This is a genomic window from Nocardioides sp. (genome assembly GCF_024509035.1).
Lineage (GTDB): Bacteria > Actinomycetota > Actinomycetes > Propionibacteriales > Nocardioidaceae > Nocardioides.
On sequence record NZ_JANINT010000045.1, the window covers coordinates 1 to 11543 of the forward strand.

Genomic DNA, 11543 nt, shown 5'->3' on the forward strand with positions numbered 1-11543 from the left:
TCGCGATGGCCGGCATCGCGTTCGTCGCGACCCGCGGTGGCGAGCCCACCGAGCGCGAGGTCGCGACGGTCTCGCGCGAGACCCCCAGCCCGTCACCGACGCAGGCCGCGCCGCCGACCAAGGAGCCCAAGCCCGAGCCGACGGTCAAGCGCGGCAAGGTCTACGTCGAGGTCTACAACAACTCCGGCATCACCGGCCTGGCCGGCACGGTCGCCGAGCGTGCGACCGGCATCGGCTGGCAGGTCGTGGGCTCCGACAACTGGTACGGCACGATCCCGGCCACGACCGTCTACTACCCGCCCAAGCTCAAGCTGGCCGCCAAGACCCTCGCGCTCGACCTCGGCATCCGCCGCACGGCGCCCGCGGTCGACCCGATGCGGCTCGACCGCCTGACGGTCATCCTCACCGGCCCGCTCGGCTGACTGTCTCGGCGGCGAGCTGCCCGGGTTTCGGTCCGAGGTGTGCTCCGAGCCGCAACGGATGGTTGGGTTGAGCCCATGGAGTTCACCTCGACCGAGGGCGAGCAGAAGTACGCCGCGTTCGTGCGCGCCGCCTCGCGCGCGGTCGTCGGCCTGGACTTCGACGGCACGCTCTCCCCGATCGTCGACGACCCCGAGCGTGCGCGGATCCATCCCGAGGCCCGCGAGGTGCTGGTCGACCTGGCCGCCGAGGTCGCCGCGATCGCGGTGATCACCGGGCGCCCCGCCCGCCAGGCCCTCGACCTGGGTGGCCTGGAGGAGGTGGGCGACGCGGTCGCCGACGCCGGCTCGGAGCTGTTCCTGTTCGGCCAGTACGGCAACGAGCGGTGGAGCGCCACCCGGCGCCGGATCATCTCGCCGCGGCCCCCACACGGACTGGCGACGTTCCTGCGTGACCTGCCGCGCGCGCTGCGCAACGCCGACGCGGCCGACGCCTACGTCGAGGACAAGGGCCTCGCGTACGGCGTCCACACCCGCCGGCTGCCCGACCCCGACGCCGCGTTCGAGCGGCTGCTGCCCTCGCTGCGCGAGCTCGCCGGCCGCAACGGCCTGGTGCTCGAGCCGGGCCGCCAGGTCATCGAGGTCCGCGCCCCCGGCATGGACAAGGGCAAGGCCGTCGACACGCTCGTCGAGGAGCTGCACGCCGGGGCGTTCCTCTTCGCCGGCGACGACCTGGGGGACGTCGAGGCCTTCGACGCGGTCGGCAAGCTCGCCAAGGAGGGCCTGCCCACGCTGCTGGTCTGCTCCGCCTCGGACGAGCAGAGTGCCCTGGTCGAGCTCTCCGACGTCGTCGTCCACGGCCCCGAGGGCGTCCTCGACCTGCTCCGCCGCCTCACCACCGACGCCCGCGCCGCCCGACAGGGTTGACCCGCCCGAAACTTTCGGGCGGGTCAACGTCGTTTGTCGACAAAGCACGTTGACCCGCCCGAAAGTTCACGACGGGTCAACGTTCCGCTGTTCGTCAACAGCGAACAGGAGGGACTCTCCGGAACACCGGCCCTGTGTCGGGAGTTGAGTCGGCATGTCCCTGAAGCTCCCCGTCCTCTTCGTCTCCGACCTCGTCGTCCTCCCGGGCATGGTGGTGCCGCTGGAGCTCGACGACGCCGCCCGCGCCGCCATCGACGCCGCCCGTGCCGGCAGTGACAACCAGGTCCTCGTGGCCCCGCGCCTCGACGACCGCTACGCGTCGTACGGCGTCATCGCGACCGTCGAGCGCGTCGGCCGCTTCTCGGGTGGCGCTCCCGCCGCCGTCCTCAAGGCCGGCACCCGCGGTCGCATCGGCAGCGGCGTGACCGGCCCCGGCGCGGCCCTGTGGGTCGAGGTCGAGCAGGTGGACGACCACGTCACCGACCGCGCCCGCGAGCTGGCCGAGGAGTACAAGCGCCTCGTCGTGGCCGTCCTCCAGCGGCGCGAGGCCTGGCAGGTCATCGACTCCGTGCACCAGATGAGTGACCCCAGCGCGATCGCGGACGCGGCCGGCTACGCGCCGTACCTCTCGGTCGACCGCAAGCGCGAGCTGCTCGAGAATCCCGACGTCGAGTCGCGGCTCGAGACGCTGATCGGCTGGACCCGCGACCACCTCGCCGAGGCCGAGCTCACCGACAAGATCGGTGAGGACGTGCGCGAGGGCATGGAGAAGACCCAGCGCGAGTACTTCCTGCGCCAGCAGCTCGCGGCGATCCGCAAGGAGCTCGGCGAGGGCGAGCCCGAGGGCGCGGAGGACTACCGCTCGCGCGTCGAGGCCGCGGACCTGCCCGACGCCGTCCGCGAGGCCGCGCTCAAGGAGGTCGACAAGCTCGGGCGCTCGAGCGAGCAGAACCCCGAGGCCGCGTGGATCCGCACCTGGCTCGACACGATCCTCGAGCTGCCCTGGAGCGTGCGCACCGAGGACTCCCACGACGTCGTCGGGGCTCGCGCCGTGCTCGACGCCGACCACCACGGCCTCGACGAGGTCAAGGAGCGGATCGTGGAGTACCTCGCCGTCCGCGCCCGCCGCGCCGAGCGCGGCCTGCAGGTCGTCGGCGGCCGCGGCTCCGGCGCGGTGGTGCTGCTCGCCGGGCCTCCCGGAGTCGGCAAGACCTCGCTCGGCGAATCCGTCGCCCGGGCGCTGGGCCGCAACTTCGTGCGCGTGGCCCTCGGCGGCGTGCGCGACGAGGCCGAGATCCGCGGCCACCGGCGCACGTACGTCGGGGCGCTGCCGGGCCGCATCGTCCGGGCCATCAAGGAGGCCGGCTCGATGAACCCGGTCGTGCTGCTGGACGAGGTCGACAAGGTCGGCTCGGACTACCGCGGCGACCCCGCTGCCGCGCTGCTCGAGGTGCTCGACCCGGCGCAGAACCACACGTTCCGCGACCACTACCTCGAGCTCGACCTGGACCTCTCCGACGTGCTGTTCATCGCCACCGCCAACGTGGTCGAGCAGATCCCGTCGGCGCTGCTGGACCGCATGGAGCTGGTGACCCTCGACGGCTACACCGAGGACGACAAGGTCGCGATCGCTCGCGACTTCCTGCTGCCCCGACAGCTCGAGCGGGCCGCGCTCACCGCCGACGAGGTGGGCGTCACCGACGCCGCGCTACGCGAGATGGCCGCGAACTACACCCGCGAGGCCGGCGTACGCCAGATGGAGCGGCTGCTCGCCAAGGCGCTGCGCAAGGCCGCGACCCGGCTCGCCACCGGCGCGACGCACGTCGACGTCGACGTGGCCGATCTCAAGGAGCTCGTCGGCCGGCCGCGGTTCACCCCGGAGGCGCCGGAGCGTACGGCGGTGCCGGGCGTGGCGACCGGCCTGGCGGTGACCGGCCTCGGCGGCGACGTGCTCTTCATCGAGGCCTCGGCCTCCGAGGGCGCGGCGGGCCTCACGCTCACCGGCCAGCTCGGCGACGTCATGAAGGAGTCGGCGCAGATCGCGCTGTCCTTCGTCCGCGCCCACGCGGCCGAGCTCGGCGTCGACCCGTCGTTCTTCGACCGGGCGATCCACGTCCACGTGCCGGCGGGGGCGACCCCCAAGGACGGTCCGTCCGCGGGCATCACGATGGTCACCGCGCTGACCTCGCTGGCCACGGGGCGGCCGGTGCGCTCGGAGGTCGGCATGACCGGGGAGGTCACGCTCAACGGGCGGGTGCTGCCGATCGGCGGGCTGAAGCAGAAGCTGCTCGCCGCCCAGCGCAACGGTCTCACCGAGGTGTTCGTCCCCCTGCGCAACGAGCCCGACCTCGACGACGTGCCGGCGGACGTGCTGGAGACCGTCACCGTCCACCCGGTCAGCGACGTCCTCGACGTGGTCCGCGGCGCGCTCGCGGAGCCGGCAGCGGCCACGGTGGCGGCCTGACCCAGGACGAGACGACGGCCGTCCAGCATGTGGATGTGATGTGCACATGCTGAGACGGCCGTCGTACTGTTCTGCACAGCTCATCAAGAGGGACTGAGGGATACGGCCCAGTGAAGTCCCGGCAACCGCCGCGATCCTCCGCCGCTTGGCATCCAGCCAGGGAGCGGTTCGCGGAAACGGTGCCAATTCCGCCCGGGGCGACCGTCGCACCCGGGGAAGATGAGAAGGAGGACTTCATGAGCGCCGTCGTCATCGAGAAGAGCCCGGTCCGCGAGGGCGCGTTCGGCAACGCGATCGCCCTGGCCTGTCGCGAGTGCGGCCACCAGGTCGAGCTCGGCCCGCACTACGCGTGTCCGGAGTGCTTCGGTCCGTTGGAGATCGCCTACCGGTTCCCGCAGGTCACCCGTGAGGAGATCGAGGCCGGGCCCCGCAACATCTGGCGCTACAAGGCGCTGCTGCCGGTGCCGGACGATATCGAGCAGAGCCCCAACACCGAGCCGGGGTTCACCCGCCTGCTGCGCGCGGACAACCTCGCTGCCGAGCTGGGGCTCACGAACCTGTGGGTCAAGGACGACTCGACCAACCCCACCAACTCCTTCAAGGACCGCGTCGTCGCCTGCGCCCTGAGCGCCGCCCGCGAGTTCGGCTCCAAGGTCTTCGCCTGCCCCAGCACCGGCAACCTCGCCAACGCGGTGGCCGCCGCGGGTGCCCGCGCCGGCATCAAGACCGTCGTGTTCATCCCGAGCAACCTCGAGCAGCCCAAGCAGGTCAACTCCGCGGTGTTCACCGACTCGCTGGTCGCCGTCAACGGCAACTACGACGACGTCAACAAGCTCGCCTCCGAGATCGCGGGGGAGGAGGACGGCTGGGCGTTCGTCAACGTCAACGTCCGCCCCTACTACGCCGAGGGCTCCAAGACGCTCGGCTACGAGATCGCCGAGCAGCTCGGCTGGCGGCTGCCCGACCAGATCGTGATCCCCGTGGCCAGCGGCTCGCAGCTCACCAAGGTGCACAAGGCCTTCCAGGAGCTGATCAAGCTCGGCCTGGTCGAGGACAAGCCCTACCGCGTCTTCGGGGCCCAGGCCGCCGGGTGCTCTCCGGTCTCGGTCGCCTACAAGGCGGGCGTCGACGCGATCCGCCCGGTCAAGCCGGACACGATCGCCAAGAGCCTCGCGATCGGGAACCCCGCCGACGGCATCTACGTGCTCGACATCTGCCGCGAGACCGGCGGGGCCGTCGAGGACGTGACCGACGAGGAGGTCCGCGCAGGCATCGTGCTGCTCGCGCGCACCGAGGGCATCTTCACCGAGACCGCCGGCGGCACCACCGTCGCCGTTCTCAAGAAGCTCGCCGAGACCGGCCAGCTCGACCCCGAGCTCGAGACCGTCGTCATCAACACCGGCCACGGGCTCAAGACGCTCGACGCCGTGGCCGGCCAGGTCGCGCCAGCCGCGACCATCGACCCGTCGTACGCCGCCTTCGCCGCCACCGGCCTGGCCTGACCCCCGCTCGATCACCGAAAGTGACTGCTGTGAGTGTTTCCGTCCGGATCCCGACCATCCTGCGCACCTACACCGGCGGCGAGTCCGAGGTGACCGCCTCCGGGGCGACGCTCGCGGAGGTCCTCGACGACCTCGACGCGAGCTACAGCGGCATCAAGGGCCGGGTGCTCGACGAGGCCGGGTCGCTGCGCCGCTTCGTCAACGTCTACGTCGGCAACGAGGACGTCCGCTTCCTCGACAACCTCGACACGCCCACCCCCGACGGTGTCCAGATCTCGGTGATCCCCGCCGTCGCCGGCGGCTGACCCCCACGGCGTCCCACCCGCTGTAACGCCGTGTTACCCCTACTTCCCGCCATGTTGCAGCGTGGTGTGAAGAGCGGGTAACCGGGCGTTACAGCGGGTGGGGCTCGGCCGACACCTGCCGTTCAGCGCGGTCTGCTTCAACGGATCGGTGACGCGCGCCCGCACCCGATTCCTCGTCCTCTCCACCGCCACGACCGCTGGGATGCTCGCCGGGGCGGCGATGGCCGGCCGGGGGCTGCTGCAACGACAGGCGGCCGCAGCGCGGCGCGTGATCGGCAAGCCCCTGGGCGAGGAGGCGATCGACGCCGACCGGGTGTGGAAGAAGAAGTACGGCGACCCGATCGACCTGCTGCTCCTCGGCGACTCGATCGCCGCCGGCCTCGGGGCGGAGCGGCCCAAGGAGACTCTCGGGGGCCGGCTCGCGCGGGCGCTCGCGAAGAAGACGGGGCGGGCGGTGCGGCTGCGGACCGTCGCTCGGGTCGGCTCGGAGTCCTCGATGCTGGGTGCCCAGCTGGCGGCGCTCCCGCCGACGTACCGCCCCGACGTCGCCGTCATCGTCGTCGGAGGCAACGACGTGACCCACCGGATCCCGGTGGCCGACGCGGCCAAGCACCTCGAGGCCGCGGTGGATGCGCTGCGCGATCGCGGGGCCGGTGTCGTCGTCGGCACCTGTCCCGACCTGGGGGCGCTGCGTCCGGTGCCGCAACCGCTGCGGGCGCTGGGGTCGCGCGCCTCGCGCCAGCTCGCGCTCGCCCAGGAGGCGGCCGCCGTCGCCGCGGGAGCGCACGCGGTCTCGCTCGCCCACGTCGTGGGACCGTTCTTCATCACCAATCCCGACGAGATGTTCAGCCTCGACCGGTTCCACCCCAGCGCGCTCGGGTACCACCGCACGGCCAAGGCGATGCTCCCCTCGGTGCTCGCCGCGCTCGGGCTGCGCGAGGACCTGCCGTTCGGGCACCGGGCGCCGACCGGCGGCATCGGCGAACCGACCCTTGACACCGAGCCGGGCCCGGCCTCACAGTAGGCGTGGGAACGCTCCCACATTGGTGGTGATCCCGGCGAGGGGTGGACCGCGATGGCCTCGCCGAGGAGCCCCGGGAGCGCCCGCCACCGACGGCGGTCGGCAGGCGGACCCCACCGTGCGGCGGGCCCGGGACCACCTCGACGTCCCGGGCCCGCCGTTCTCCCATGGACAGTCGGCCAACTCTGGCTCCCGCGCCTCGGCGCGACGGCATACTGACCCCATGGCCCGACGCCCTCGCACTCGACCGACGCTCGAGGAGGTCGCTGCACTGGCCGGTGTCGGACGCGGCACCGCGTCCCGCGTCATCAACGGCGGCGCCAAGGTCTCCGACCGGGCCCGCCAAGCAGTCGAGGACGCGATCGCCGAGCTGGGCTACGTGCCGAACGCCGCGGCCCGGGCGCTGGTCACCCGGCGCACCGACGCGGTCGCCCTGGTCATCGCGGAGTCCGAGGAGCGGGTCTTCGGCGAGCCCTTCTTCGCCGGCATCGTGCGCGGCATCGGCGCGGCCCTGGCCTCGGCCGACCGCCAGCTGGTGCTCATCCTCGCCGATGCCCGACGCCGGGGCAGCCTCGAGCACTACCTGACCCGCCAGCACGTCGACGGCGTGCTCCTGCTCTCCCTGCACGGGGACGACACCCTGCCCGACCGGATCCGCGGCCACGGACTGCCGGTGGTGGTGGGCGGCCGGGCCAGTGCCGGTGTGCGCACCGGGTTCGTCGACGTCGACAACGTCCAGGGTGCCGGCCTCGCCGTCGCCCACCTCGCCGACCGCGGCCGGACCCGCATCGCGACGATCGCCGGACCGGCCGACATGGTCGCCGGCAGCTCCCGGTTCGAGGGGTACGTCGAGGGGCTGACCGCCGCCGACCGCCCCTTCGACGAGCGGCTCGTGGTGCGCGGCGACTTCAGCCAGGACAGCGGCGCCCGCGCGATGCGCACCCTCCTGCAGCGCGAGCCGGCCGTCGACGGCGTCTTCTGCGCCAACGACCTGATGGCCGTCGGCGCGCTCCAGACCCTGCGCGAGGCCGGGCGGCGGGTGCCCGAGGACGTCGCGGTCGTGGGCTTCGAGGACGCACCGGTGGCCCGGTCGAGCGTGCCGCCGCTGACCACCGTGCATCAGTCGCCCGGTGCGATGGGCCGCGAGATGGTGGCGCTGCTGCTCGAGACCATGGCGACCGGGGACATGACGCTGCCCGGCCGGATGCTGCCCACCCGCCTGGTGGTCCGTCAGAGCAGCTGAGGGTGCAGCTGACCGGTATGGACCCGCCGTACGAGCGGCGGCAGGTGTCCTAGGGTTCGGACCGTGGACCCGAGCCGGCAGCCGACGCAGCCGACCCAGCCGACCCAGCCCTTGGTGCTGCTCGTGACGTGCGCCGACTGGCCCGAGGGCGAGCCGGGGCACGGTGCGCTCGACGCGGCGCTCGAGGCGCGCGGTCTGACCGGTCGCTGGGTGGTCTGGGACGACCTGAGCATCGACTGGGGTGCGGCCGACGTCGTCGCGGTGCGCTCGACCTGGGACTACGACGCGCGGCTGGGGGAGTTCCTGGGCTGGGCGTCCGGTGTCGGGCCGGCGCTGCTCAACGGGGTCGACGTGTTCCGGTGGAACACCGACAAGCACTACCTGGTCGAGCTGCAGGCCGCCGGGCTGCCGGTCGTCCCGACGGTCGCCGCCGAGACGGTCTTCGACGTGCGCGCGGCGGCCGACGACTTCGGCCTCGCGGTCGTCAAGCCCCGTGTCGGCGCCGGTGGCCGGGGTCTCGAGGTCGTCGCGGACGGGCGGATCTGGCTCCCCGACCCTGCGGGGCACGCCGGGCCGTGGATCGTCCAGCCGTTGGTGGAGTCGATCCACCATGACGGCGAGATCTCGGTGTTCATGATCGCCGGACACCCGGTCAGCCAGGTGGTGAAGCTGCCGGGCACCTCCGACATCCGCGTGCACGAGCGCTTCGGCGGGACGATGCGATCGGTCACCGTCTCGCGCGAGGCGGCCCTGCTGGCCGCGGAGGCGATCGCGACGGTCGTGGACCTGCTCGGAGCCGAGGTCGTCTACGGACGCGTCGACATGATGCGCCACCGGGGCCGACTCGTGGTCAGCGAGATCGAGCTCACCGAACCGGGCCTCTACCTCGACGTACTGCCCCTCAACGCCTTGCCGTTCGCCGACGCCATCGCCGCCCGCGCGATCCCGCGGACGTGGTGACCGCGGCTCCAACCTTTGCGGCGCCTGGTGCGTTCTGATCCTCGTGGACACCGACGAGCAGGCCTTCAGCCGGTGGGCCGGCGAGCGCCAGATCGCGCTGTTGCGCACGGCGGTGCTGCTCACCGGTGACCGGCACCGAGCCGAGGACCTGGTCCAGGAGGCGCTCACCCAGGTGGCGCTGCGCTGGCGCCGGCTGCGTGACGCCCACCCCGAGGCCTACGCGCGGCAGGTGATCGTGCGCGGCAACATCTCGTGGTGGCGCAAGCACCGTCGCGAGGTGGTGCTCGACGTGTACGACGACGCCGGCGCCGTCGTGTCGGACACGACCGGTGCGGAGCGGCGCATCGTGCTCGACCGGGCCCTGGCCGCGCTCACGCCGCGGCAACGGGCGACCGTCGTGCTCCGCTACTACGAGGACCTCTCCGAGCGTGAGACCGCGGAGGCGCTGGGCGTCTCGGTCGGCACCGTGAAGAGCCAGACCCACCTCGCGCTCCGCCGGCTGCGCGAGGCCTCGCCCGAGCTCGCCGAGCTGATCGGAGAGGACCACCGATGACGGATCAGGACCTGCGCCACCTCCTCCACGACCGGGTCGCCGACCTCGCCGGCCCCGATCTCTCCGCGGCCGCGTGGCGGCGCGCCGCCCGCCTGCGCCGACGGCGCCGGGCGACGGTGGTCGGTGGGGTGGCAGCCGCGGTCGTCGTCGTGGCGGTCGTCGTGGCGAGCGTCGAGGACCGCCCCGGAGGTGAGCGTGACGGGGTCCCGCCGGCTTCGTCGCTCCCGAGCCGGTCCGACGATCCGGCGCCGGACGCCCCGCGAGCGACCCGGGTGGAGGACTACCGGGGGGCGAGGGTGTGGGAGGCGCCGCCCGCCGAGCTCGAGCTCGACCTGCCCCGGTGGACCGAGCCGTCGATCCCCGAGGTCCTGGACGTGGATTCCGCGGGCGACGGGCCGCCCGAGACGCCGGTCCGGGGGCTGGTCACCGAGGGCGAGCGGGTGTGGGCGCTCTCCCCGCGCGGCACCCTCTCCGAGCTCGACGTCTCCGGGCTGGACCCGGTGAGAGACGAGGCCGGCAACCGGCTGGGTCCGGTGACCCCCTTCAGCCTCTCCCCGGACGGGTCGCGGGCGTTCTTCGTCCAGGAGAGCTCCCTGGAGGTGCTGGAGTTCGCGAGCGGGCGTTGGCAGAGCATCGACACCCCCGACTGGCGTGCCGAAGGAGCGCGGTGGGTCACGGCGGAGGAGATCTGGGTGCCCGACGCGCCGTCCTCGCGGGGCGCAGGGACCGTCTACGGGCTCGACGGCGGCCGCAGGCAGGCTCTCGTGAGCTGGCTCGGCCTCGGGTTCGGCCGGGAGGGCGGCACCTGGGGGGCGGCCGCCTCGACCGGCGACCGGATCGCTCAGGACGTCTTCCTCGCCGGACCGGTCGAGGGGTCGGGTGTCTCGAACCCCGAGGCGATCGTCGTGCGGACCGGCGACCAGGTCGACGTACTCACGATGTGGCCGGCCGGCTCGGCCACGCGACAGAAGGGGTGCTGCGAGGTGCTCGGGTTCCTCGACGACGACACGGTGATGTTCGCCTCCAGGAGCGACGTCGGGTACCGGCTGCTGGCCTGGCGGGTCGGCACCGGGGACGTCTACCTCGTGGGGCGACTGGCCGCCTCCGGCCGGCTCGTCGCGTGGTCCTCGGGCCGGTGACTCTCCTTGCACTCTCGGGGGTCGAGTGCTAAACATGAGGCTGGCACTCTCCAGGGGAGAGTGACAACACCGGATCGGCGACGTTGAGGTCCACCTGCCCGGCGAGAAAGGGTTCGCCGGACCGCAGGAGGTCCGTCCGTCGCGGGCAACCCGCCGACTCGGATCCAGACTCTTTCTATGCGAAGGATCGCAGGAGTTATGCCGAAGCTGATTGCTTTCAACGAGGAGGCCCGGCGCGGCCTCGAGCGTGGCATGAACACGCTCGCAGACGCCGTCAAGGTCACGCTCGGGCCCAAGGGTCGCAACGTCGTCCTCGAGAAGAAGTGGGGCGCCCCCACGATCACCAACGATGGTGTGTCCATCGCCAAGGAGATCGAGCTCGAGGACCCCTACGAGAAGATCGGCGCCGAGCTCGTCAAGGAGGTCGCGAAGAAGACCGACGACGTCGCCGGTGACGGCACCACCACCGCCACGGTCCTCGCCCAGGCGATGGTCCGCGAGGGTCTGCGCAACGTGGCCGCGGGTGCCAACCCGATGGGCCTCAAGCGCGGCATCGAGGCGGCCGTCAGCGCCGTGTCCGAGCAGCTGCTCAACATGGCCAAGGACGTCGAGACCAAGGAGCAGATCGCGTCGACCGCGAGCATCTCCGCGGCTGACACCACCGTCGGCGAGATCATCGCCGAGGCGATGGACAAGGTCGGCAAGGAAGGCGTCATCACCGTCGAGGAGTCGAACACCTTCGGGCTCGACCTCGAGCTGACCGAGGGCATGCGGTTCGACAAGGGCTACATCTCGGCCTACTTCGTCACCGACCCCGAGCGGATGGAGACGGTCCTCGAGGACCCCTACATCCTCATCGCCAACCAGAAGGTCTCCTCGGTCAAGGACCTGCTGCCGCTGCTCGAGAAGGTCATGCAGTCCGGCAAGCCGCTGCTGATCCTCGCCGAGGACGTCGACGGCGAGGCGCTGTCCACGCTGGTGGTCAACAAGATCCGCGGCACCTTCAAGTC

11 protein-coding genes and 1 riboswitch are annotated in these 11543 nt (G+C 72.2%); all 11 genes read left to right on the forward strand.

Annotation, left to right across the window (positions count from 1 at the left end; genetic code table 11):
- Positions 1-422, forward strand: a 422-nt coding sequence (locus Q0L15_RS04065; protein ID WP_296602421.1) for a LytR C-terminal domain-containing protein, incomplete at its 5' end; no start/stop codon positions are given.
- Between the two features lie 75 nt (positions 423-497).
- Positions 498-1346 carry a trehalose-phosphatase gene (gene otsB, locus Q0L15_RS04070; protein WP_296602423.1) on the forward strand — a complete coding sequence of 283 codons (849 nt, stop codon included), beginning with the start codon at positions 498-500 and terminating at the stop codon, positions 1344-1346.
- 154 nt (positions 1347-1500) lie between these two features.
- Positions 1501-3810 carry an endopeptidase La gene (gene lon / locus Q0L15_RS04075; protein ID WP_296602424.1) on the forward strand — a complete coding sequence of 770 codons (2310 nt, stop codon included), beginning with the start codon at positions 1501-1503 and terminating at the stop codon, positions 3808-3810.
- 77 nt (positions 3811-3887) lie between these two features.
- Positions 3888-4036: riboswitch (SAM riboswitch) on the forward strand.
- A 10-nt stretch (positions 4037-4046) separates the two neighbouring features.
- Positions 4047-5312: a threonine synthase gene (gene thrC / locus Q0L15_RS04080; RefSeq protein WP_296602426.1), complete on the forward strand. Its 1266-nt coding sequence runs from the start codon at positions 4047-4049 to the stop codon at positions 5310-5312.
- Between the two features lie 29 nt (positions 5313-5341).
- Positions 5342-5617, forward strand: a complete 276-nt coding sequence (locus Q0L15_RS04085) for a MoaD/ThiS family protein (RefSeq protein ID WP_296602427.1) — start codon at positions 5342-5344, stop codon at positions 5615-5617.
- Between the two features lie 97 nt (positions 5618-5714).
- The gene (locus tag Q0L15_RS04090) at positions 5715-6641 is read left to right on the forward strand and encodes an SGNH/GDSL hydrolase family protein (RefSeq protein ID WP_296602429.1); all 927 of its coding nucleotides are present in this window, start codon (positions 5715-5717) and stop codon (positions 6639-6641) included.
- Positions 6642-6861: 220 nt separating this feature from the next.
- Positions 6862-7881: a LacI family DNA-binding transcriptional regulator gene (locus Q0L15_RS04095; RefSeq protein WP_296602431.1), complete on the forward strand. Its 1020-nt coding sequence runs from the start codon at positions 6862-6864 to the stop codon at positions 7879-7881.
- Between the two features lie 63 nt (positions 7882-7944).
- A complete protein-coding gene (locus tag Q0L15_RS04100) occupies positions 7945-8841 on the forward strand; it encodes a hypothetical protein (RefSeq protein ID WP_296602433.1) in 897 nt (298 codons plus the stop codon).
- A gap of 43 nt (positions 8842-8884) precedes the next feature.
- On the forward strand, positions 8885-9394 hold the full coding sequence (locus Q0L15_RS04105; RefSeq protein WP_296602434.1) for a SigE family RNA polymerase sigma factor: 510 nt from the start codon (positions 8885-8887) through the stop codon (positions 9392-9394).
- A complete protein-coding gene (locus Q0L15_RS04110) occupies positions 9391-10533 on the forward strand; it encodes a hypothetical protein (RefSeq protein ID WP_296602435.1) in 1143 nt (380 codons plus the stop codon). Before Q0L15_RS04105 ends, Q0L15_RS04110 begins: the two co-directional genes overlap by 4 nt.
- A 198-nt stretch (positions 10534-10731) precedes the next feature.
- Positions 10732-11543 (forward strand): chaperonin GroEL (gene groEL / locus Q0L15_RS04115; protein WP_296602436.1); only part of this gene is annotated, 812 nt, incomplete at its 3' end.